The sequence below is a fragment of the Plantactinospora sp. ZYX-F-223 genome (assembly GCF_039649625.1).
GTDB lineage: Bacteria > Actinomycetota > Actinomycetes > Mycobacteriales > Micromonosporaceae > Plantactinospora.
Genome location: NZ_JBDJAV010000004.1, coordinates 151,674 through 175,393, shown reverse-complemented (window position 1 = coordinate 175,393; position 23,720 = coordinate 151,674). Strand labels below are relative to the sequence as shown.

Annotated in this window: 16 protein-coding genes and 2 pseudogenes; 11 read left to right on the top strand and 7 right to left on the bottom strand. The window is 69.3% G+C overall.

Going from position 1 to position 23,720, the window contains the following annotated elements; translation table 11 throughout:
* Nucleotides 1-245: pseudogene (locus AAH979_RS05805) on the top strand (IS1634 family transposase); the annotation flags it as partial.
* 139 nt (nt 246-384) lie between these two features.
* Here the strand turns inward: AAH979_RS05805 and AAH979_RS05800 are convergent.
* The 5 genes from AAH979_RS05800 to AAH979_RS05780 all read right to left on the bottom strand — a co-directional run bounded on the left by AAH979_RS05800 (nt 385) and on the right by AAH979_RS05780 (nt 9,109).
* Nucleotides 385-3,231, bottom strand: a complete 2,847-nt coding sequence (locus AAH979_RS05800; protein WP_346256981.1) for a family 78 glycoside hydrolase catalytic domain — start codon at nt 3,229-3,231, stop codon at nt 385-387.
* Between the two features lie 560 nt (nt 3,232-3,791).
* Nucleotides 3,792-4,886 carry an SGNH/GDSL hydrolase family protein gene (locus tag AAH979_RS05795; protein ID WP_346256980.1) on the bottom strand — a complete coding sequence of 365 codons (1,095 nt, stop codon included), beginning with the start codon at nt 4,884-4,886 and terminating at the stop codon, nt 3,792-3,794.
* 155 nt (nt 4,887-5,041) lie between these two features.
* Nucleotides 5,042-5,911 (bottom strand): alpha/beta hydrolase, encoded by an 870-nt coding sequence (locus AAH979_RS05790; RefSeq protein WP_346256979.1) that lies wholly within the window; start codon nt 5,909-5,911, stop codon nt 5,042-5,044.
* Nucleotides 5,908-7,266 carry a sulfatase gene (locus AAH979_RS05785; protein WP_346256978.1) on the bottom strand — a complete coding sequence of 453 codons (1,359 nt, stop codon included), beginning with the start codon at nt 7,264-7,266 and terminating at the stop codon, nt 5,908-5,910. The genes AAH979_RS05790 and AAH979_RS05785 overlap by 4 nt, the downstream gene beginning before the upstream one ends.
* A gap of 16 nt (nt 7,267-7,282) precedes the next feature.
* Entirely contained in the window at nt 7,283-9,109 is a 1,827-nt protein-coding gene (locus AAH979_RS05780) for a glycosyl hydrolase family 28-related protein (protein ID WP_346256977.1), read from the bottom strand.
* A 263-nt stretch (nt 9,110-9,372) separates the two neighbouring features.
* Between AAH979_RS05780 and AAH979_RS05775 the strand changes: the two genes are divergently transcribed.
* Genes AAH979_RS05775 through AAH979_RS05730 form a run of 10 tightly spaced genes read left to right on the top strand, consistent with a single transcriptional unit; the run spans nt 9,373 to nt 21,406 of the window.
* A complete protein-coding gene (locus AAH979_RS05775; protein ID WP_346256976.1) occupies nt 9,373-10,443 on the top strand; it encodes a LacI family DNA-binding transcriptional regulator in 1,071 nt (356 codons plus the stop codon).
* Nucleotides 10,440-11,366: an ABC transporter permease gene (locus tag AAH979_RS05770; protein WP_346256975.1), complete on the top strand. Its 927-nt coding sequence runs from the start codon at nt 10,440-10,442 to the stop codon at nt 11,364-11,366. Before AAH979_RS05775 ends, AAH979_RS05770 begins: the two co-directional genes overlap by 4 nt.
* A complete protein-coding gene (locus AAH979_RS05765) occupies nt 11,363-12,229 on the top strand; it encodes an ABC transporter permease (protein WP_346256974.1) in 867 nt (288 codons plus the stop codon). Before AAH979_RS05770 ends, AAH979_RS05765 begins: the two co-directional genes overlap by 4 nt.
* A gap of 32 nt (nt 12,230-12,261) precedes the next feature.
* The gene (locus tag AAH979_RS05760) at nt 12,262-13,785 is read left to right on the top strand and encodes an ABC transporter substrate-binding protein (protein ID WP_346256973.1); all 1,524 of its coding nucleotides are present in this window, start codon (nt 12,262-12,264) and stop codon (nt 13,783-13,785) included.
* A complete protein-coding gene (locus tag AAH979_RS05755) occupies nt 13,782-14,813 on the top strand; it encodes an ABC transporter ATP-binding protein (RefSeq protein ID WP_346256972.1) in 1,032 nt (343 codons plus the stop codon). The genes AAH979_RS05760 and AAH979_RS05755 overlap by 4 nt, the downstream gene beginning before the upstream one ends.
* Nucleotides 14,810-15,616 (top strand): ABC transporter ATP-binding protein, encoded by an 807-nt coding sequence (locus AAH979_RS05750; protein WP_346256971.1) that lies wholly within the window; start codon nt 14,810-14,812, stop codon nt 15,614-15,616. The genes AAH979_RS05755 and AAH979_RS05750 overlap by 4 nt, the downstream gene beginning before the upstream one ends.
* Before the next feature lie 11 nt (nt 15,617-15,627).
* Entirely contained in the window at nt 15,628-17,253 is a 1,626-nt protein-coding gene (locus AAH979_RS05745; protein ID WP_346256970.1) for an FAD-dependent oxidoreductase, read from the top strand.
* Nucleotides 17,253-18,179, top strand: a complete 927-nt coding sequence (locus AAH979_RS05740; protein ID WP_346256969.1) for a dihydrodipicolinate synthase family protein — start codon at nt 17,253-17,255, stop codon at nt 18,177-18,179. Before AAH979_RS05745 ends, AAH979_RS05740 begins: the two co-directional genes overlap by 1 nt.
* Nucleotides 18,172-19,812: a glycoside hydrolase family 13 protein gene (locus tag AAH979_RS05735; protein ID WP_346256968.1), complete on the top strand. Its 1,641-nt coding sequence runs from the start codon at nt 18,172-18,174 to the stop codon at nt 19,810-19,812. The genes AAH979_RS05740 and AAH979_RS05735 overlap by 8 nt, the downstream gene beginning before the upstream one ends.
* Nucleotides 19,813-19,858: 46 nt before the next feature.
* Complete coding sequence (locus AAH979_RS05730) at nt 19,859-21,406, top strand: arylsulfatase (protein ID WP_346256967.1); 1,548 nt, start codon at nt 19,859-19,861, stop codon at nt 21,404-21,406.
* Nucleotides 21,407-21,571: 165 nt separating this feature from the next.
* Here AAH979_RS05730 and AAH979_RS05725 read toward each other — a convergent pair.
* Together AAH979_RS05725 and AAH979_RS05720 are read right to left on the bottom strand one after the other, a co-directional pair.
* Nucleotides 21,572-21,793: pseudogene (locus tag AAH979_RS05725) on the bottom strand (alpha-amylase family glycosyl hydrolase); the annotation flags it as partial.
* 30 nt (nt 21,794-21,823) lie between these two features.
* The gene (locus AAH979_RS05720) at nt 21,824-23,647 is read right to left on the bottom strand and encodes a right-handed parallel beta-helix repeat-containing protein (RefSeq protein WP_346256966.1); all 1,824 of its coding nucleotides are present in this window, start codon (nt 23,645-23,647) and stop codon (nt 21,824-21,826) included.
* Between the last annotated feature and the right edge of the window lie 73 nt (nt 23,648-23,720).

Below are 23,720 nucleotides of genomic sequence, written 5' to 3'. Positions count from 1 at the left end.
CCGGTCAAGCGCAACCGGTACGTGCGGCTGACCGGGGCGGTCAAGAGGGTGCACCGGACGGTGGAAGCCCGTAACCGTGCCCTGGCTGGGATCAAGGGCTACATCACCAACCTGCCCAACCCGGAGCCCGAGCAGGTGATCGGCGACTACAGCCGGCTACTGCAGGTCGAAATGTCCTTCCGGATGTCCAAGGCGACCTTGCCGCCCGGCCGATCTACCATCACACCCGCGAGCCGATCGAAGCGCGCGCCAGCCGGGCCGCCCCGGCCCGGCTGGCGCACGGCGTGGCAGGTCGAGGCGGCAAGGCCGAGTCGACCGGCGATACGCGCTGGAGGTACGCGTCGAGTTCGGTGCGCACCCGCTCCCAGCCCAGTCCCGCGGGGTCTACAGTTTCGAGCCGAAATGGTAGGTGCCCGAACCCACCTCGTAGACCGCGTACCCGCCTTGCGTCTCGACGTACCTGACGCCCTCGGCCCGGTCGGCTGGCCGACGGCCTTCGGTGACACTGTCACTGTCGCTGGTGGGCACATAGACCGTCGCGGAGGAGTTGACCGGTACGGTGACGGTGAGCGTCAACACGTCGTCGTCGCGCTCCCACCCGACCGCGATCCGGCCCCGGATGGATTCGTGCGTCGCGGTGGCGTGCCCGAGTAAACCGATGCGCGGCCGAACGAGGAACTTCTCGTAGCCGGGCCCGGACGGGGACGGCGTGATGCCCGCGAGATCACTGTAGAACCACTGGTCGACCGTGCCCAGCATGTAGTGGTTGTTGGATCCCGGAAGGATGGCCCAGCGTGACGGGATCGTGGTCGCCCCGTTCTCGATCCAGTAGCCCCAACTGGGATAGGTGGTCTGGCTGGCGATCCGATGCGCAACGTCGTGGTGACCGTACGCAGACAGCACCGGCAGCAGCACGCTGGTGCCCAGGATTCCGGCGTTGAGGTGCCAACCGCGAGCCTTGATGTCGTCGACCAGGCTTTGCACCACCGACGCCTTGTGCGCCTCCGGCACCATGTCGAAGGCGAGCGGCACGGCATTGGAGGTCTGCTTGTACTCGAACCCCTCGAAGGTGTCGTAGTAGCCGCCGTTTTTGTCGTAGTAGACGGCGTTGAACCGGTCCCGCACATGGTCGGCCAGGGCCGTGTAGCGCGCGGCATCGGCGGCTCGGCCGAGCACAGTGGCGATCTGCGCCATCTCGCGGGCCGACTTGTAGAAATAGGCCGTGCCGACCAGGCGCCGGTCTTCCTGAGGGTTCGCCCCGAAGGGTGACGAGTGGTCGCCGTACTGCTCGACACTCATGATTCCGTCGTCGAGCTGCGTCTGCATGAAATCCATGTACCTGGTCAGCAGCCCGTAGTGCTCGGTGAGCACGGTGCGGTCACCGTAACTGACGTAGAGAGCCCAGGTGAGTGCCGGAAGCACGCCGGTCCAGGCCGCGGAGATACTTCCGGATCGGAAGTCGTTCGGCCATGGCGCGACGACCGTCACCCTCCCGTTCTGCGCGGTATCCACTTGGTTGTCCTCGAAGTCGTCCAGCCACTTCTTGAAGAAGGCGGCCATGTCGAAGTTGTAGAGCATCGTCGGCAGCGCGACGTGCGCGTCGCCGGACCAGCCGCGCCGCTCGAAGGTCGGGCTGTCGGTCGGAATGCTCTGCAGGTTGTTGAGGATGGTGGCCCGCATCGCATCGTGGATGCGACCGTACAGCCGGTTGGACGACGTGAAGCGGCCAACCGAGTCGACCGCGTTGTGTACCTGCCGACCCGTGATGGTGTTGGTGCTGGGCCGCTCGGGCAGGCCCTCCACCTGGACGTACTGGAAACCGGTGTAGCTGAATCCAGGCTCCCAGACCTCCCTGCCCTTGCCGTTGAGGAGATAGATGTCGAGCTGTCCGGGCGCGTCGCTGCGCTCCGGGTCGTGGTGGCCGAGGTTCCGTACCGTGCCGTCGTCGTTCAACTCCTCGCCATACAGCATCCTGACCTCGCTGCCGGCCGGACCGGAAACCGACAGTCTGGCCCAACCAGCTGTGGTCCGGCCCATGTCAAACACATATACGCCCGGCTTCGGCTCCGTGATGCGCACCGGCTTGATGTCGGTCGCGGTGATCGGAGGCATCGACTGCGCCCGAATCTCTTGCGCCGGGGGCGAGAGGACCGCAGCGCTGGACCAGCCTGTGGCGTCGTAGCCGGGCGTAACCCAACCCGGCAGCGCCCGCCGGGCGTCGTATGTCTCGCCGGTGGCGATGTTGTCGTAAACTGTCGGCCCCTCGGTCACCCGCCAGGTCCCGTCCGAGGCCACGGTCTGCGTACTACCGTCGGTGTATTCAATCTCCAACTGCAGTAGCAGCTTGGTGTCGTCGACGAAATCCGCACCGCCGGCTGGGCTGACGAATCCGAAGTGACCTCGACCCAGTTCGGCGCCGATCGCGTTGGCGCCCCGCTTGATCTGCCCGGTGACGTCGTAGGTCGAGTACAGCACCCGCTGGTTGTAGTCGGTGAAAGCCGGGTCGAGGACTCGGTCACCGCTGCGTTCCTCGCTCCTCGTGGCCGCGGCTATCCGTGCGCCGTTGAGGTAGTACGCACCATATCCGAGCCCGCTCGCGTAGAGCCGAGCTTGTTTGACCGGCTTGGTGACACCGAACTCCTTCCGGAGCAAGGGCGCCGGTGGATGGGTAGGGCGAAGCCGTACCTGGTTCAGCCACGGCCCCTTCCCGTAGGCCGCCACCCCGAGCGCCTCGGACCAGCCGGTGTCGTCGAAACCGGGCTGGTTCCAGCCCGACTCGGCCTGCTGCGTCGCGCGCCAGGACGAGTCCGTCATGACCTCGACGCGCTCGCCGCCGGCCAGTTCGACCTTGAGCTTGCCGACCAGGCCCGCCGGGCCCACATACCGGTTGCGGGCCAAGAGCGCCAGCGTGTTGGGCCCGGCCACCAGCATGTCGGCGAGGTCGACCTCAATGGCCATCCGACCGCCGAAGACACGCGAATGAGAACGCGCGGCCTCCGCCCCGTTGACATACAACACGAACGCGTCATCCGCCGCGACGACCATCACGGCTCGCTCGACGGGTTGCGCCGGCAGGTCGAGCGTCCGACGGAAGTAGCGAGCGCCCGCGGGCACGGAGGTTGCCGGGTCGCCCTCCGGGTTCCAGATCCACCAGGCTCCGGCCAGGTTGTTCGGTCCCTCCGGCATGCCGATCCACTCGGCCTTCCAGTCGGACTCGTCGAGGAGCCCCATCTCCCACCAGGCCGGGGCGCTCCATGCCCGGACGTCGCCGTCACCGTCAGCGACCCGCACCCGCCAGAAGTACCGGGTACCGGCACGCAGACTCGGACCCGCGTACGCGATGTTGACCGACTGGGACGACGCCACCCAGCCGGAGTCCCACACATCCGGTCGGCCGTCGGTCAACCGGTCGGACGTGGACGCCACCTGAACGCGGTAGCCCGTCTGCACCTGGGCCCGCTGCGACGACTCCAATACCCAGCTCAGCAGAGGATGAGGTTCGTCGATCCCCAACGGATTGTGTGCATATTCCACCGTCATATCGGCCACGACCAGTCCGCGATCAGCCGCTGGCGCCGGCTGCGGCACCAGTGACGCCACCAGCAGCGGCACCGCCAGCACGGCAACCGCACGAACCCGGAGTCGGAACACAATGCCTCCTACACAGATCGGTGCATGGACCAATGGACAAATCGGCACACCGCCGCTACCACCAACAGATCGAACAATCGCGGTATGAAAACGAAGACCTCGTATACCCCGAGGCCACGCCGCAGCGGTCGAAGCTCAAGCTAACGGAGCAGGCGCAGGTCGACGGCGTCGGCCATGGCGCGGTATCCGGCCGGGCTGGGGTGGGTGTGGTCGCCGCTGTCGTACTCGCGCAACAACGATGTCGGGTCTTCCGGGTCGCGTAGCGCGGCGTCGAAGTCGATCACTCCGTCGTGGTCGGTGCCGCTGCGGAGGTAAGCGTTCAACTCGGTGCGGATCCGCTCCCGTTGTTCGGTGTACGCGCCTCGGTGAGACGGCAGGACGGTGCCGGCGATGACCCGCAGGCCGCGGGCCGCCGCACGGTACGCGATCTGCCGGTGCGCGGCGATCAGGTCCGCGGCGGTGGCGGTCGAGCCGTAGATGTCGTTGATGCCTTCCAACACGATCACGGTGCGCACGCCCGCATGGGACAGGACGTCGCGGTCCAGCCGGGCCTGGGCGGTGACGCCGGCACCGGGTCGCTCGGTGATGAGCCGGTTGCCCGAGATGCCCGCGTTGAGGATCGCCGGCCTGCGGGGTGGGGGCAGGGTGGCGGCGATGCGTTCGGCGAGGAAGTCGCACCACCCCTGGTAGCCGCCCCGGGGCAGGCTGCCGCTGTCCGTGATCGAGTCACCGAGCGCGACGATCGTACCGGCGGACGGCTCACCCTCGCCGATGACCGCATCCACCCAGAACCAGTGCTCCACCGGTGTGGGGAACGCCGCCCCGGACTCGTCCGCACCGGCGTCGCCCGGTGGGGACAGAAAGGAGAAGTCCTTGGGGCGTAGGTGCCCGGTGACCTGCTCGAACCGGCCGGGCGTGTAGACGCTGATCGCCAGGTCATCGCCCGGCCCGATGAGGAGCGGCACCGGGTCGCTGATCACCTCGGCGCCCGGCGGTATGGTGATCGCCGTCGAGCCGCCGAAGGTGAGCGCCTTGTTCGTGCCTGGCACCAGGGCCGCGCCGGCCGATCGGCGGCCGAGATAAGCCGAGCCGACGGTGAGCGGCGCGGTGCCGAAGGCGTTGCTCAGCCGGACCCGTAGCCTGCGGGCGCCGATGGTCGCCCGCACGGTGACCCGGACGGTCTGGTCGGCAATCGGGTAGGGCAGCGCGTCCGGCGACGTTCCCCAGATGGTCACCGGTCCGTGGGTCGTCGGTGTCACGACCGCAGCCGCCGGCCGTGAGGTCGCGAGCTGCGCGCCGACGGCCGCCACGCCGACTCCACTGAGAAACGCGCGCCGTCCGACGCGACTCGGCGACTCCTTCTTGGATGCGAACATGCGCGTCTTCCTTCCTACCTGGTGGGGCTCGGCGCGGTGGACGCCGGCGGGCCGATCACCGACGTGAAGTGCTCGCCGAGGAAGCGGGTCGTAGCGCTCATACAGCCGGCATGGTCGTGTACCGGGAGTGCGTGCCCTTTTCCGACGACGATTTCGAGCCGGTTGGGCACGCCGGCGGCGTCGAGCGCGGCGTGGAATGCCTCAGCCGCGGCCGGCGGCGTGGCCTCGTCCTGGTCACCGACGCGGGTGAGGATCGGCGGGCAGGTCGGGGTGACGTGGGTGATGGGGGATGCCTGGGCGGCCGTCACCTGGTCGCTGTCGTCGCCGAGGAACGCCTGGACCCGCTCCGGGAGCGGCGGCCGCCCGAGTGCCTCGCTGCGCAGGTCGACGACAGGGTTGTAGAGCACCGCCGCCTGAACCTGGCTGGAGACTTCCGTCCAGCCGCCGGATCCCTCGAAGCGCCCAGGGGTCAGGGCGACCATGGCCGCCAGCTGCCCTCCGGCCGATCCGCCGGCTACCGCGAGCCGCCGGGGGTCGAGGCCGATCTCGGCGGCGTGGCCGCGCATCCAACGCACAGCGCACTTCGCGTCTTCGAGGGCTGCCGGCCACCGGGCTTCCCCCGACAGGCGGTAGTTGATCGTGGCGGTCACATAACCGTCGGCGGCGAGCTCGTCGGCGAGTCGGGCAAGCAGACCCGGGTTACCCGAATTCCACCCGCCGCCGTGGATGAAGACGACCCCCGGCCGTTGGTGTGCGGGATCGCCGGCGTGGAGGTCCAGAGTCAGGGTCCGTCCTCCCTTGCCCGCTGTCCCGTAGACGACGCCCGATCGCCATCGATATCCCCGGCGCCGCGAAGGAGTGGTGGCGGGTGGTGGTCGTGTCACGAACGTCCCCTGCCCGGCCCGAGCGCGCTCATCGCCTCGTCATGCGAGGGCGACCCAACCGCGCCCACGAGCAGCGGATCGCCGACCTCGATCAGCCACTGGCGCAAGCGGGACATCAGTGCTGCCCGGTCGTCGGCGTAGTGTGGATCGTCGATCACGTTGGACATTTCGGTCGGGTCGGCGTCGAGGTCGTACAGTTCCGCAACGGGATGGCTGGCTGCCGGGCCACTCAGTCCGACGCGCGGCGTACACCGCCGGTGCCACGACTGGCTCGCGTCCATGATCGACGGTGCGGAGCTGAAGTTCACGATGAGCTTTCGCGAACCGGTTCGCACGCAGCGGCGCGGATCGTAATAGTCGTGGTAGGTGAGCTGGCCGAAGACCGCCTGGTGACGTCGGCCGGCCGTCCCCGTCATGGCCGGCGCCTGGCTAAGGCCCGCCACGTCGGCCGGGATCTGTCGTCCGAGCCCGTCGAGCAGCGTCGGCACCAGGTCGATCCCGGAGACCAGGTCGGTCACGATCCGGCCGCCCTGCCAGCCGAGCGCGGGTGCCCGGACCAGTAGCGCGATCTCCAGTCCTGGGTCGTAGAGGGTGCATTTCGCCCTTGGCAGCGCGAGGCCGTGGTCGGTGACGAAGACCACGATGGTGTTCTCGGCCAGCCCCAGATCGTCGAGCTTGCTCAGAACCCGGCCCACGCAGGCATCCATGTACCGCACTGCGCCCTGCAGTTCCGCGATCTCCTCCCGGGCGCTCGCGTCGTCGACCAGATAGTCGGGTACCGCAACTCCCCGCTCGGCGTACGGCGACATGTGGTCCCCGACGAATCCCATGACGTCGGCAGGGTCGCGGCGGCCCGGCAGCCGGTGCGGCTCACGGAACCCGACTTGAAGGTAGAACGGCCGGCCGAGGTCGGCGAACCGGACCAGCCGGTCGATCGCCCGGTCTGCCACGACTTCTCCCTGACCTCCCGTCAGCACCTCGTCGAAGCCGAGCCGCCGGGCAACCTCTCCGTCGGGTCGGACCCGGGACTCGTGGTGAACACCGATGAGCGAGGTGAGATAGCCAAGTTCCGCCAGCCTGTCCGCCAGGTGGCGCTCGCCCGGCCGAAGGTCCCAGCCGAACTGGGCGTGGGTCAGGCCGAGTACTCCGTTTTGCTGGGGGAAGCGGCCGGTGAACAGTGACGCCCGCGACGGGCTGCACTGGGGGGCGGTGCTGAACGCCCGGCTGAAGCGGACGCCCGAGGCGGCCAGCCCATCCAGATTCGGTGAGTCGACTGTGGGCACGCCGTAACAGCCGAGAAAACGACCGAGGTCGTGGCAGTGCAGTACAAGGACGTTCAGCCCGCGACTGTCCATTTCGATCGGTCGCCCGTCAGACAGCCGAGCCGAGGACGACGTTGCGCCAGGACTGGCCGTCGGAGAGCGCGAGGGCGCGCTTGCCGGTCAACGGATCGCGGACCATGACGAGCCCGCCGACGTTGTCTGCCGGGTCCGGCAGGGAGTCCGGCGCGTGCTCGGCGAGCACCACCTGATGGGTGTAGACGGACCGCATCCGCCGATCGGCGCTGCCCAGATCCCGCACCTTGTCGGCGGGCGGGACCAGGCCGTTGACGTTGGAGGTCATCGAGACCACCTCGTTGCTGGAGTTGGTCGCGCACAGGAACTCGGTGGCGGCCGAGCCGGACTGGTTGACCGGGACCACCCGCAGCCCGCCCTTGACGCCGGCGCTGGCGTTGCTGCCCTCCACGACGAAACTGCCGTAGGCGTCCGAGCCGACGTTGGGTGCGGCGGTGGTGGTGGACCGGACGATGACGGAGCCATTGACGGCGGCGGTGAGCTGGTGTTGGTTGGCTCCGGCGCTGCGCCGCTCGACATAGTTGTCGGCGCCGACCGTGCCGGCGTGCAGGACACCGGCGGTGTTGCCGAACGTGTTGCCCGCGACCGTGGACCCGGAGATCGCACCGACGACCCGTACCGGAGCCGTGCTGGCCACCGGGTTGTCGCCGAACACGTTGCCGATCACCGTCACGCTTGCCGCGTCGCCGTTGATCCGGACAGCACCCCACCGTTCGTCCCGGTCGAGATTCCAGTTGTCGAACGAGTTCGAGGCAACCGTGATCTCGGACGCCGACGAGGCGAAGTAGACCGGCGAGCGGAGGACCCAGTTGAAGCTGTTACCGGTGATCGTGACCTTCCGCACGGCCGCCTCGGGGCGGAACTCGATCGCGTGCGACGGGCGGCCTCCGCCGGTGGGCTCACCGCCGCCGAAGATGTTGCCGGTGAAGGTGAGGTTCGTGCCGCCGGACGTGATGGCGACGACTGATCCGCCGGACCCGTTCTCGACGACGTTGCCGGCGAACGTCGAGTTGACGATCCCGCCGGAGAACAGCCGCCGGCCGATGTCGAGAACGTTGTTCGAGATGACCGCGCCGCGGAAGTTGTGGGCGTCCGCGCCCGACGTGACGATGGCCGTGCCCATGCTGTGGAAGTGGTTTCCCTCGATGAGCCACTTGCGCATCCCGTAGGGCAGCAGGTGGACGCCGCTGCCGGAGACCCCGGCGGTGGGCCATGAGATGTCCAGCCCGAAGTCACCGACCGCGACCAGGTTGTTGGTGAAGACGAGTCCGCGCCCGACGTGCTTGACGGCGGTGTAGAACTCCACGAAGGTGCACTCGGTGATCGTGGCGTCCATGTCGTCGGTGTTCGCCCGTTCGGCATCGGGATCCCGGGCGATGTGGATGGCCTGTGAGTTCTTCAGGCTCGCCGCAACGACGAAGCAGAGGCCGCGAACGGCCGCCAGCGGTGCCCGCAGCAGGATGCCGGTCCCGTCGAAGTCGACGTCGATGATCGAGGTCCGCGAGCCCATCGTGCCGGCGCCGGCGAGGACGAGGCGGTTGAAGTGCGGGCCTCCCGCCCCCTCCATGTCCGGGATGACCAGGGTCCGGGTGATCCGGTACGTGCCCGGTGGGAAGTAGACGATTTTGGTCGCCCGCTGGAGCTGCGCGTCGATGGCCCGCTGGATGGCATCGGTGTCATCGGCCACCCCGTCCGCGACCGCGCCGAAGTCCTGCGGAGTCGTCGCGTCGGCCGGGTTGACCGGCGCCGCGTGGGCGGGAGGGCTGACTGCGCCGACGGCAGCCGTGGCGATACCCGCGATGCCGGCTGAGCGCAAGAGGTGACGGCGGTTGACGGTGCCCATGCGATTGGCCCCCTCATGGAGTGGGTTGGGCGGAGTGCCCGGTCGTCGTGCGTTCCGGGTCAGCACCGGCGCGATCAACTGATACGTATTGAGGCGGCAGCGTACAGAAGATCGTCCAGGTGTCACAAGAGGCGGCGAGTGGTCCTTCTGTAACGCCTCGGCAGCATCGTTGTCATCGTTCCGTGATCCTGACCCCTTGTGAAGACGCCCCGGGACCCCTACTGTGTGCCGAAGTTCGTTACGTATTAGTCAGATGGGTCGAGATGCGGAAACGTGTTGGGCCGAGACGGCCCACCCAGGTCGAGATTGCTCGCCGGGCCGGGGTCTCCCAGGCCACGGTCTCGCTCGTGCTGAACGAGACCGACGGTGTGCCGGTCTCGGAGCAGACCCGCCAGCGGGTCCACCAGGCGATCGAGGACCTGGGATACGCGGTGAACCCGGCCGCCCGGGCGCTGCGCGGCATGACCGTCAAGACCATCGGGCTCTACACGTTCGAGTCGGTCTTCCCGGTCGACCAGCGGGACTTCTACTACCCGTTCCTGCTCGGCGTGGAGGAGGAGGCGGCCCGCCTCGGCTACGACCTGTTGCTGTTCACCTCGGCCAACACGGCCCGGGACGGCGTCTACGCCCGGGGGCACAACGCGCTGCTGAAGGCGGACGGTTGTGTCCTGCTGGGCCGGCACATCTCCCGCGACGACCTGGCGAACCTGGTCCGGGAGGACTTCCCGTTCGTCTTCATCGGTCGACGCACGGTGGAGGGCGCCGAGCTCTCCTACGTCGCCCCGGACTACGTCGCACCGACCAGGGGCCTCGTGGAGGAGCTTGTCGCGCTCGGTCACCGGCGCCTGCTGTTGCTGCGACAGACCGACGGCGCCGAGCCGGGGGAGGACCGTGAACTGGGCAGCCGCACCGGCGCCCAGGCGGCCGGCCTACCCGCCGCCGACCTGCTCGTCGAGTTCTCCTCCGGCGCGGCGGACGTCACCGCCGAGCGGGTGAGCGGTTGGATCCGGGCCGGCGTGACGGCGATCCTCGTGGAGCCGTCCGAGGACAACGCCACGGGCGTGGCGCTGGCCGAGGTCGCCGGGGCGGCGGGAATCCGGATACCCGACGACATCTCGGTGGCCTTCCTGGGCTCCGCGCCCGCACCGACGGCGACCCGGATCTGGACCTCCTTCGAGCTGCCCCGGGTCGAGATGGGCCGGGCAGCGGTCGACCTGCTGGTCAAACTGCTCGACGGTGTGCAGGAACGGCCGATCCAACTGCTCGTCCCGTGCACCGACGTGCGGGGCAACTCGATCAGCCGGGCACCGCGAGCGCAGGTGACGCCACGATGACCAGATACGTGCTACGCACCGTCGGCACCGGGATCGTCATCGTCCTCGGCGCCGCCACCCTTGTCTTCTTCATCATGCGGATCGCCCCGGGCGACCAGGCGACCGTGCTGCTCGGCCCGGACGCCACGGCCGCTGAGGTGGCGTCGATGCGGACCAGGCTCGGCCTGGACCAGTCGCTGCCGGTCCAATACTGGCACTACCTCACCCAGCTGGCGACCCTCGACTTCGGCGACTCCTACCGCTTCGGCCGCCCCGCCCTCGGCCTGGTGCTGTCCCGCCTGCCGGCCACGGCGGAGCTCACGCTGATGGCCACCGCGATCGCGATGTTCGGCGCGGCGATCGGTGCCCTGGCCGGCGCGTACCGTGGCCGGTGGGTCGACCGCGGGATATCGGGCTTCGCCCTGGCGCTGTACTCCATGCCGCCGTTCTGGATCGGCATCATGCTGATCCTGGTACTGGCGCTGAAGTTCCGGTTGCTGCCCAGCGCCGGCACCGGGACGCCAGCGCACATCGTGCTCCCCGCACTGACGCTCGCCGCCCCGTTCACCGCGCTCCTGATCAGGATCAGCAGGAGCAGCGTGGCGGACACCATGGCCGAGCCGTACGTGCAGCGGTCCCGTGCCAAGGGGCTCACCACCCGCCAGGTGGTCACCGGACATGTCCTGCGCAACGCGGCGCTGCCGGTGGTCACCATCGGGGCACTGCACGTGGGCACCCTGCTGGGCGGCGCGGTCATCATCGAGACCGTCTTCGCCTGGCCCGGCCTCGGCTCACTGCTCGTCTCCGCGGTCGCCAACCGGGACTACTCCATCGTGCAGGCGGCGGTGCTCGTGATCGCGGTCATCGTGGTGTGCCTCAACGTCGCGGCGGATCTGGTCGCCGCCAGGCTCGATCCGCGGATTCGGTTGGGAGGCGCGGCATGAGTGCAATCGCCGTACTGGAGCGGGTCCGGCCGCGGGTCCGGCGTTACCCGCCGGCCGTCCCCGCCATCGCCGCCGTCGTCCTCGCCGGCTACCTCGTCGCCGGCCTGATCGGCCCGCTGCTGATCTCGTACGACCCGGTGGCGACGAGTGTGTCGGACCGCCTGCTCCCGCCCGGCTCGACGACCGCCGACGGAACTGTCGCCGTGCTGGGCACCGACGGGGTGGGGCGGGACATGCTCGGCCAGTTGGTCTACGGGGCCCGGACCTCGATCGTCATCGGGTCCTCCGTGGTGGTCATCTGCGTGATTGTCGGGATGATGTTCGGGACGCTGGCCGGCTACCTGTCCGGCTGGACCGACGTCGGGATCTCCCGGCTCATCGACGTCCTGATGGCCTTCCCGGGCATCCTGCTCGCCGTCGTCATCGCCGGACTTTTCGACCGGGGCCTTCTGGTCGTGGTGCTGGCGCTGTCCGTGGCGGGCTGGGTGGCGTTCGCCCGGCTGGCCCGCGGACTGACGTTCTCGCTGCGGGAACGGCCGTGGATCGACGCCGCACGGCTGATCGGGGTGCCCACCCCGATCATGATCGTCCGGCACATCATCCCGTTCGTGATCGGACCGGTCACGGCGTTGGCGACCACCGAATTCGCCGGCGCCGTCCTGTCCGAGGCCGGTCTGAGCTTCCTCGGGCTCGGCCTGCCGCCCTCCGCGGTCTCCTGGGGCCAGGTCATCGCGAACGGCAGGGACTACCTCGATACCGCTTGGTGGATATCCGCCTTTCCCGGGCTCGCGCTGACCGGGCTCGTGGTGAGCACGGGCCTGCTCGGCGACCACCTCACCCAGCGTTTCGGCGCCCGGCGCTGACAACGCATACCCCTAACGCAGGAGAAGATGCAATGACGCTACAGCGACGAATGCGTACGGAGGTCCTCGCCGTCGCGGCCCTGGCACTCGTCGGGCTCGTCGGCTGCACCACCACCTCCGGCGGGTCCGAAGGCGGCGGCGACGTCGCGCAGGAACTGGCCGTCGCCGTCCAGTTCCCGATCGAGAATCTCGACCCGCACGGCGCGTCCGCGATGGACAACGGCACCCAGATCGCCGCCAAGGCCATCTTCAGCCCGCTCGTGCGTATCGCCGGAAAGGGCCAGTTCGAGGGCGTCCTCGCCGAGTCCTGGCAGGTCAACACCGACGCCTCCGAGTGGACCTTCAACCTGCGCGACAACGTCACCTTTTCCGACGGGTCCCCGGTCACCGGCGCGGACGTGGTCGCCTCCCTGAACCGGGTGGCCAGCCTCGCCGGTCCGATGGCGAGCAACTTCAAGGACCACCAGGCCAGGGTCGAGGGCACGGACACGGTCGTCATCACCAGCAAGGGCCCGGATCCCGCGCTGCTCGGCAAGCTCGTCACCCTCTACGTGACGCCGGCGAACCAGGACAAGGCGGGTTGGGAGAAACCAATCGGCAGCGGGCCTTTCGTCCTCCAGCAGTTCACCCCTGGCCAGAACCTCGTCCTCAGCGCCAACCCGAAGTACTGGGCGGGCAAGCCGCCGCTGGACCGGCTGGAGCTGCGCAGCATCCAGGAGATCTCGGCCCGGATGACCGCGCTGAAGACCGGCGAGGTCGGACTCACCTGGGCCATGCCGGACGACCAGATCCCGGCCCTGCGCAGCAACCCCGACCTCGTCGTGGAGAAGCTGGATGGCGGCGCCGTGGTGACGATGTGGATGAACAGCTCGGCGAAGGGGCTGACCAGCCCGGCCGTCCGGCGGGCGCTGTGGCAGGCCGTCGACTTCGAGACGATCATCAAGTCGCTGTACCCGGAGACCGGCGCTCTCGCCGACTCGGTGATCGGCACCAACGTGCTCGGCTACGCGCCGCAGACCCCGGTGAAGTACGACCCCGCCGCGGCCAAGGCGGCGCTGGACGCGGCCGGCTGGGACTACGGGCAGACGATCCGGTTCCAGTTCTCGCAACCGCAGTTCCAGCAGTTCACCGACGCGGTGGCGAGCGACCTCGCCAAGATCGGCGTCAAGGTCGACCCCACCCAGAAGGAGTCCGCGGTCTTCCTCCAGGATCTGCTGGCGCTCAACTGGGACCTGAACATCCAGCAACTCGGTACCGCCGGCTTCGACGCGGCCACCAACCTCGGCCGGCTGTACCCTTGCGTGGCCAAGCGGACCGGCTACTGCAACGCGGAGCTGGACAACCTGCTCACCCAGGCCGGCTCGACCAGCGACACCGCCAAACGCCAGGACCTGTACGCGAAGGCGTCCAAGATCATCTGGGATGACGCCGTCGGCATGTACCCGATGTTCGTCCAGATCCCGTACGCCCGGAGCAAGACGCTGCAGGACTTCACGCTCCCGGTGGACGGCGTGCCGGACTTCGCCAAGGTACGGATCGGCAGCGGCGCACAGTGAAGCCGCTCCCGACATCCCCGGTCACCGACCCGGCGCCGAGCGAGCCCGGCCCCGGCGGTGGTTCGGCGAAGCTGCTGCGGATCGAGCACCTGTCGATCGACCTGCCCGGCCCGGCCGGTCCGGTCCGGGTGGTGGACGACGTGTCGTTCGCCGTCGACGCGGGCCGGACCACCGGCCTGATCGGGGAGTCGGGCAGCGGGAAGACGATGACCGCCTCGGCGATCATCGGCCTGCTTCCGGCCGGTGGCGTGGCCTCCGGCCGGATCTGGTGGCACGGTGAGGACCTGGTGGCCATGCCGGAGAAGGCCCGGCGCCGGCTGCGCGGGCACAGCATCGCCATGATCTACCAGGACCCCCAGTCCGCACTGAACCCGACGCAGACGATCGGCCGGCAGGTCGGAGAGATCCTCCGCCGCGGCGGCATGCCGGCCGGCCAGGTACGCCGGGCCGTGATCGACCTGCTCGACCGGGTGGGGGTTCCCGATCCGGAAAAACGGCATGCCCAGTACCCGCACCAGTACTCGGGCGGCCTGCGGCAACGCGCGATGGTGGCGACCGCCCTCGCCGGTTCGCCACAGCTCATCCTTGCCGACGAACCGACGACGGCGCTCGACGTCACCGTCCAGGCCCGGATCCTGGGGCTGCTCAAGCGCATCCGCGAGCAAGAGGGCATGGCCATGTTGCTGGTCAGCCACGACCTACGGGTGATGGCGCACGTCGCCGACGAGGTCGTCGTGATGTACGCCGGCCGGGTGTGCGAGATCGGCCCCAGCCGCGAGGTGTTCAACCGGCCGGCGCACCCGTACACCAGGGCGCTGGTCGTCAGCGTCCCGGCGGTGCGCAACAAGACGGCCATCGCCGACCCGCTGCCCGGCAGCCCGGCGAACCCGGCCGAACGGCCACCGGGATGCCCGTTCCACCCCCGGTGCCCCAAGGCTCGCGAGCGGTGCCGCACCGACGTGCCGCAACTGCGGCACCTCGCCACCGGCCGGCAGGTCGCCTGCCACTTTCCCGAGGAGACGGCGTGACCGCCACGGGGCAGCCCGCGCTGCTGGAGGTCGATGACCTCGTGGTCAACTTCGGCACCCGGCGGGAGCGCCGGCGCGGCCTCAAGCCGAACGCTGTCGACGGCGTGTCGCTCACGGTCGGTCCTGACGAGACCCTCGCCGTCGTCGGCGAGTCCGGCTCGGGCAAGACCACGGTTGCCCGCTGCGTCGTCGGCCTACAGGCGGCGCAGCGGGGGACGGTGCGATTCGACGGCGTCCAGGTCGGCCCGGTCACCACCCGAACTCCGGCGACCCGCCGCGCCATCCAGATGGTCTTCCAGGATCCCGCCGCCTCGCTCAACCCGCGCATGACGGTCCGCGCCATCATCGCCGAGGCGTGGCGTACCCACCGATCGGTCGCCCCGACCGACCGGACCTGGGACGCCGCCATCGAGGACCTGCTGAACGACGTCGGCCTGGACGCCGGCATCGCGGCCCGGCGCCCGCCGTCGCTGTCCGGTGGGCAGTGCCAGCGGGTCAGCATCGCCCGCGCCCTCGCGCTGCGGCCGCGCCTGCTGGTCTGCGACGAGGCGGTCTCCGCCCTCGACGTCTCCGTCCAGTCCCAGATCCTGCGCCTGCTCGTCAGCCTGCGCGCCTCCCGCGGACTCGCCATCCTGTTCATCACGCACGACCTCGGCGTGGTCCGCCAGATCGCGGACCGGGTGGCGGTGATGCAGCACGGTCAGCTTGTCGAGACCGCCAGCGCCGACGACCTGTTCGACCAGCCCACGCATCCCTACACCAGGACCCTGCTCGACGCCGCCCTCGACCTAGAGGGCGCGTGACACCCAAGACGATGGAACGGAGCACATTGGAGTCGCAGATTGCGGACGTCGATCTTGCCATCATCGGTGGCGGCGTGGGCGGCGTTGCCGCGGCACTCGCCGCGCTACGGCGCGGCCTGCGGGTGGTGCTGACGGAGGAGACCGACCGGATCGGTGGTCAGTTCACCAGTCAGGGAGTGCCGCCAGACGAGCACAGATGGATCGAGCAGTTCGGCTGTACCGCCTCGTACCGCAGGTACCGGTCCGCCGTCCGGGACTACTACCGTCGGTGGTACCCCCTCACCGTCACGGCGAGGAACGACCCGCGGCTCAACCCGGGACTGGGTCGGGTCGGCCCGTTGTGTCACGAGCCGAGGGTGAGCGGCGCGGTGCTGCGGTCCCTTATCGACCCGTACCTGAGCAGCGGGCGGCTGCGCATCCTGCTCCGGACCAGGCCGGTCGCGGTGGAACTGCGCGGCGATCGGGCCACCGGCATCACCGTGGAACGCGCCGACGCCGGCCGGGTGCACATCGTCAGCCCGTACTACCTGGACGCCACCGAGCTGGGCGACGTGTTGCCGCTGGCCGACGTGGAGCACGTGACGGGATTCGAGTCCCGGCACGAGACCGGCGAGCCGAGTGGACCCGAGGTGGCACAGCCGGACAACATGCAGGCGATCTCGTGGGTCTTCGCCGTCGAGCACCGGGAGGGCGAGGATCACGTGATCGAGCGCCCGGCCCGGTACGACTACTGGCGCGGCTACCGCCCGGCGTACTGGCCGGGTCCGCAGATCGGGCTGACCGCGCCCGACCCCCGGACGCTCGCGCCGCTGACCCGGACCTTCACCCCGAACGCGCGGTCCGGGCAGGTGATCGCCGACCAGAGCCAGGATCCCGGCGACCGGGAGCTGTGGGAGTTCCGCCGGGTGGTCGCCCGTGAGCTGTACGAGCCGGGCTTCGTCGCCAGCGACGTGACCCTGGTGAACTGGCCGATGATCGACTACCTGGACGGCCCGCTGATCGGGGTCGGCGAGGAGGAGAAGCAACAGCATCTGCGCGGTGCCCGGGAGCTGTCGGCCAGCATGCTCTACTGGCTGCAGACCGAGGCGCCACGACCGGACGGCGGCCGGGGATGGCCGGGGCTACGGCTGCGGCCGGACGTGATGGACACCGTCGACGGTTTCGCCGCGGCGCCGTACATCCGGGAGTCGCGGCGGATCCGGGCCGAATACACGATCGTGGAGCAGGATCTCTCCCTCGCCGTACGGGGCGACGCAGGCGCGGTGGCGTACGACGACACCGTCGGGATCGGCATGTACCGGATCGACCTGCACCCCTCGACCGGGGGAGACAACTACATCGACATCGCCAGCTGTCCCTTCCAGATCCCGCTCGGCGCGCTGCTGCCGGTCCGGATCCGCAACCTGCTGCCGGCCGGGAAGAACATCGGCACCACACACATCACCAACGGCTGCTACCGGCTGCACCCGGTGGAGTGGAACATCGGCGAGGCGGCAGGCTCGCTGGTGGCGTACTGCCACCGCGAGGCGGTGGAGCCGCATGACGTCCGCCGCAAGGAGCAGCACCTGCGGATGTTCCAGAACACGTTGGTCGCCGACGGCGTCGAGCTCGGCTGGCCAGAGATTCGGGGTTACTGATGGCGCTGTCTGGCAAGGATCTGCTCAGCGGCGTGGTTGTCCCGGCCGTCACGCCGATCGGCGGGCACGGCGTTCCGGATTTCGCCGCCGGCAGTGGGTACTTCGACGCGCTGGCCGCCGTCGGCGTCAAGAAGATCATGCTGTTGGGCACCAACGGCGAGGGGCCGCTGTTCGACACGCAGTCCATCGGCCAGTTCCTGGCCGACGCCGTCCGGCAGTGGAAGCGGCGGGTGCCAGGGGGAACTGTCGTCGTGAACGTCTCCGCCGCCGGGACCCGCGAGTCGCTGCTGCGGGCAGAGGTCGCTGCCGAGGCCGGATCCGACGCGCTGGTGCTCAGCCCACCGTTCTACTTCCAGCACAACGAGCGCGACATCGCCGCGCATTACCACGCCGCCCGCACGGCGTCCCTTCCCGTCATCGCCTACAACACACCGAGATACGCCTCTCCGCTGGTGGCCGGCTCGGTCCGGGCGTTGGCCGAGATGCCGCACATCGTCGGCGTCAAGGACAGCTCCGGCGATGCCGCCGTCCTCGCCCAATGGCTGGAGGTAGCCCGCCGCCGGCCGGACTTCGGGGTGAGCCAGGGCGCCGAACAGTACCTGTACGACGCGTTGACCGCAGGCGCGGACGGAATCACGCCCGGCATCGCGAACATCGCGCCGCGCGTCGCCGTCGAGTTGGTCGCCGCCCATCGTGGCGACGACGACGTGCGCGCCGCTCGTGCTCAGGAGCGGATCGTGCGGCTGATGAAGATACACAGCGTCCGGCCGGGTGTTCCGGTGGTCAAGGCGACGCTGGCGCTGCGTGGGCTGTGCCCGGCGGACCTGGCCCCGCCGCTGCGGATCCTCGACGACGACGAGACCGCCGACCTGCGGCGGTTCCTCTCCACGGTGGAGCACGAGTTGATCGGTACCTCGGATGGCTGACGCGCAGTGGTGGCGCACCGCCGCCATCTACCAGATATACATCCGGTCGTTCGCGGACAGCGACGGCGACGGCATCGGCGACATCGCCGGAATCCGCAGCCGGCTCGGCTACCTCGCGCAGCTCGGTGTCGACGCCATCTGGATCACCCCCTGGTACGCCTCGCCCAACAACGACGGCGGCTACGACGTACGCGACTACCGCGCCATCGACCCGGCCTACGGTGACCTGCGGGAGGCCGAGCTGCTTATCGGGGAGGCACACCAGCACGGCTTGAGGGTCATCCTGGATATCGTGCCGAACCACACCTCTACCGACCATCCCTGGTTTCAGGCCGCGCTCGCTGCCCCACCCGGCTCACCGGAGCGCGCCAGGTACCACTTCGTGGACGGGCGTGGAGCCAGCGGTGAGCTGCCGCCCAACGACTGGCGCAGCACCTTCGGCGGCAGCGCCTGGCAGCGGGTGACCGAGGCGGACGGAGAGCCCGGACAGTGGTACCTGCACCTGTTCGACCCCACTCAGGCCGACCTGAACTGGTCACATCCCGAGGTACACCGAGAGTTCCTGGACATCCTGCGGTTCTGGTTCGACCGTGGTGTCGACGGGTTCCGCATCGACGTCGCCACCGGACTGGTCAAGCACCCTGGCTATCCCGACCTGGGCTACCGGGAGGAGGACCTGCTCGTCCTCACGAACGTGCCGGACCACCCGCACCGGGACCGCGACGGGGTGCATGCGATCTACCGTGACTGGCGAAGACTCGCCGGCGAGTACGACCCACCAAGGATCTTCGTCGCGGAGGCCTGGGTCGCCGATTCTGAGCGGCTGGCCCGTTATGTGGCGCCGGGCCAGCTCCACACCACCTTTAACTTTCCGTTTCTGCAGTCCGCCTGGGACGCTGGCGAGTTGTCCTCGGTCATCGAGTCCACCTTGCACGCGATGTCCCGGGTCGGGGCACCGCCGACCTGGGTACTGTCCAATCACGACGTGGAACGGACGGTGACCCGCTACGGGCGTGCGAACACCCGGAAGCAGCCGGGCAGATCCGGCCACGAGCTCGGACCGGTCGACGTCGAGCTGGGCCGGCGCCGGGCCAGGGCCGCGATCCTGCTCATGCTCGCCCTGCCCGGCGTGGCCTACCTATACCAGGGCGAGGAGCTCGGCCTGCCCGACCACATGGACATCCCCGTCGACCGCATCCAGGATCCAATCTGGACCCGCTCCGGCGGGCGGCGCCGAGGACGCGACGGCTGCCGGGTTCCGCTCCCGTGGACGCTGGACCCTAAGGGTGCCGGGTTCGGTTCCGCGGACCCGTGGCTCCCGCAGCCCGACGGCTGGGAGACACACTCGGTCCAGAGCCAACTGGACGACCCGACCTCCACGTACCACCTCGTGGCGCGGGCGCTGCGGATCCGCCGGAGCCTGGGTGCCCCCCAGGAGCTTGAGTGGGTGGTCCGACCCGATTCGGTCCTGCGCTTCCGGCGGGGGTCGGCCTTCGAGTGCATCGTCAATCTCGGCGCCACCGAGGTGCCGGTGCCAGCGGGTGCGGTTCCCCTCCTGCGCAGCGACACCATCGACGTGACGCCCGACCCGCTCGGGCCGGACACGGCCGTATGGCTGCGGCCGAGGGGATAACTCACCGGATCAGCTTTCGCTCGGGCCACTCGCAGAGGATGACACCATGAAGCGGCCGAACATCGTGTTGATCGTCGCCGACGACCTCGGGTACTCGGACATCGGGTGCTACGGCGGCGAGATCCGCACGCCGAACCTTGACCGGCTGGGGCGGTCCGGGGTGCGGCTGTCGCAGTTCTACAACACGGCACGGTGTAGCCCGTCGCGCGCGTCCCTGCTGACCGGGTTGCACCCGCACCAGACCGGCATCGGTGTCCTGGCCAGCCCCAACCGGCCCGGAGGGTACCCGGGTAGCCTCAACGACCGCTGCGTCACCATCGCCGAACTGCTCCGGGACGCCGGCTACGCCACGAGCCTGTCGGGTAAGTGGCACCTGAGCGGGTCGGTGTGGGAGCCGTCCGACTCGTGGCCGACGCGGCGGGGATTCGACGACTTCTTCGGCACACTCAGCGGCTGCGGCAGCTACTACGACCCGGGGACGCTGCGCCGGGGCGAGGCGGATGCGAGTGCCGAGGCCCGCGATCCGCGGTTCTTCTACACCGACGCGATCACCGATCACGCGGTGGAGTTCATCGGCCGGCAGGCCGCCAGTGACCGCCCATTCTTCGCCTACGTCGCCTACACCGCGCCGCACTGGCCGCTGCACGCGCCAGCGGAGGACATCGCCGGGTACGACGGTGTCTACGAGGCGGGCTGGGACGAGCTGCGCGGCCGCCGGCTGGAGCGGCTGCGTGCCGAAGGCTTGGTCGGCGCGGAGTCGCCACTGTCCGAGCGGGACCCGGCACAGCCGCCGTGGTCAGCGGTGCCGCACCAGGCGTGGGAGGCACGCCGCATGCAGGTGTACGCCGCCCAGGTCGAGCGGATGGACCGGGGCATCGGGCGGATCCTGGACCAACTGGCGCGCTCCGGGGTCCTTGACGACACCGTGGTGGTATTCCTGTCCGACAACGGCGGCTGCGCCGAGGAGTTGCCGCTCGGTGACCCCGAGGAGTTCCGCAGCAGGCGGGCGACGATCCCGGCCGCCACCCGGGACGGCGCGCCACTGCGGGTCGGCAACGATCCGGGCATCGACCCCGGCCCGGAGGACACCTACGCCAGCTACGGCGTCGCCTGGGCAAACCTGTCCAACACGCCGTTCCGGCTGTACAAGCGGTGGGTGCACGAGGGCGGTATCGCCACCCCGTTTCTCGCGCACTGGCCGGCGGGCGGCCTGGCCGGCGGTCGGATCGTCCGGACGTCGTTCCAGCTCACCGATGTGTTACCTACCTTGTCCGGTGCTACCGGCGTCGACTACCCACGCGAGTACCGGGGGCGGGAGGTGTTGCCGCCCGAGGGACGGAGCATGTTGCCCGCCCTGCGGGGAGAGTCGGAACCGGATTCCGACTTGTTCTGGGAACACCTCGGCAACGCCGCGGTACGCCGGGGGCGGTGGAAACTGGTCCGCGAGCACTCGCAGCCGTGGGAACTGTACGATATGGACGTCGATCGCTCTGAGGTGAACGATCTCGCCCAGCGACACCCCGGCCTTGTCGTCGAGCTGGCCACCGAGTACCAGCGCTGGGCGCAGCGGGTCGGCGTCATACCCCGCGGCTAGACCCCGCCCGGGCCGGCCCATCGATCCGGCAGCGATCGCAGCCGATGCGGGGGACGAGTGCGGAGACGCCCGGGAGCACAGGTGGTCGCAGGAGGTTCGGGACGATGTCGAGGATGACGCGGATGCCTGCCCGGTGGCATTCCTCGACGCGCTCGCGAGCTTCCTCGTGGATCCGCAGCGGAGGTGGACGGCACGACAGTCGGCCACGTCGTGGCCTGCGTCGCGCGGCGGCGAGTCGGACCAGGGCGTGATCCAGATGGCGTCGATGCCGAGCGGCGACAAGTGGTAGATCCGGCTGCGCAGCCCGGTGATGTCGCCGATCCCGCCGGGGTAGCCGGTGGCAAAGGAGCGCTTTACACCCGGTGGATCGCCGCGGTGCGCCGTCACGCGGCCGATGTCGTGCCGTCCACTGTGTTCTTACTGGATGGCGTTGCCGAGCGGCACGCGCTGCCACGACGTGCCGTCGGACATGGCGAGGCAGGGTTTGCCGTCGTGGCCGTCGTTGACGTGGATGATTGCGCCGGTGTTGCTGGCGGCGGGCGGCAGGGTCTTGACGGTGTACGGGTGCAGGCGGGTGGCATGGGTGTAGACGGTGCGGATCTGTGCGTCGGGGCTGCCGATGTCGCGGGCGTTGTCGGTCGGGGGGATGAGCCCGGCGACGCTGGCCTGGAAGGCGACGACCTCGTTGGTGTTGGTGGTGGAGCAGAGCAGGTTGGTGGCCGCGGATCCGGATGCGTTGACCGCGACCACCTCGACGCCGCCCTTGACGCCCGGCCCGGAGCCGCCGGCCAGTGCGCCTTCGACGAGGTAGCCGCCGTAGCTGTCGCCGGCTGCGATGCCGCCGGTGGCGGTGCTGAGGACGCGTACGGCGGCGGCTTTCGCGGCGGCGACCTGGAGCTTGCTGAACCTGCCCGGTTCGGTCTCCACGTAGGAGTCGGGGCTGATCGTCCCGGCGGCGACGAGGGCGTCCTGCTCGAACGTGTTGCCGACGACGTTGGACTCGCGCAGGGTGCCGACGACGTTGACCCCGGGTTGCCCGTTGGGGTTGGCCGACAGGACGTTGCCGAGGACGGCGAGTCTGGTGGCGTCCGCGCCGAGGTGCACGGCGCCGTGGCTGGCCGCCTTGACGAGGTTGAAGTGGTCGAATGAGTTGTCGGTGATGCTGACCTTGTCCACGGACTGGTCGAACCGGATGGCGGAGCCGCGGATCCAGTTGAACGAGTTCGCCGAGATGGTGACGTTCTTCGCGGATACCCCGCTGGTGAAGTGGATCGCGTAGCGGGGCGGCTCCCAGGCCCCGGGGTCAGTGTCGAACCCGCCGATGATGTTGCCGGTGATGGTGAGGTTGTGGCCGCCGGAGTCGATCTGGATGACGGCGTTGCCGGTGCCGTTCTCGATCATGTTGCCGGTGATGGTGGAGTTGGTGAGGCTGCCCTTGAACAGCCGCCGACCGATGTCGAGCAGGTTGTTGCTGATGACAGCGCCGCGGAAGTCGCCGTCCGGGGGTCCGTTGAAGATGATGGCGTCGAAGTTGGAGTGGAAGTGGTTGTCGGTGATGAGCCACTTGCGCGTACCGTAGGGCAGCACGTGCACGCCGCTGCCCTGGATCCCTTCGGTGGGCCAGGAGATGCTGATGCCGTTCGTGCAGACGGCGACCTTGTTCTTGGTGAACAGGAAACCCCGCCCGACGCTTTGGACGGCGGTGTGGAAGCGCAGGAACGAGCATTCGACGATGATGATGTCGGTGTCGTCGGTGTTCGCCCGGCGCACGACGTGGATTCCGACGTTGTTGGCCGTCTTCACCGGGGCGTCGAACGCGACGCCGTGGATGCCGCCCAGCGACGCCTCCCACCGGATGCCGACGCCGTCGTGATGAAAGGTGATCTTTGACGACTCCTCGCCGAACATGCCGTAGCCGCGCAGCACGAACCGGTTGAGGTGGGCGCCCGGGGTGTCGTATTCGTGGTCGCCGACGACGATAGTCGAGGTGACCTTGTAGAGTCCCGGCGGGAGCACGACGATCTTGTTCCGTTGGGTACGGGCGGCGTTGATGGCGGCCTGGATGGCGGCGGTGTCGTCGGCCTCGCCGTCGCCGACCGCGCCGAACTGCTGCGGGGTGAGCACCGGGGATCCATCGGCGTCGACCAGGCTCGGCGGTGGGGTTTCGGCGTGTGCCGGCCGGGTGAGGGCGAGTCCGCCGATGCCGGCGGCACCTGCCGCGGCGGCGGAACGGATCATCATGCGGCGGTTGATTCGATCGGTCACTGCGTCCTGCTCCATTCGGTGGGTTGGTATGGATGGGACTGGTGGGTGG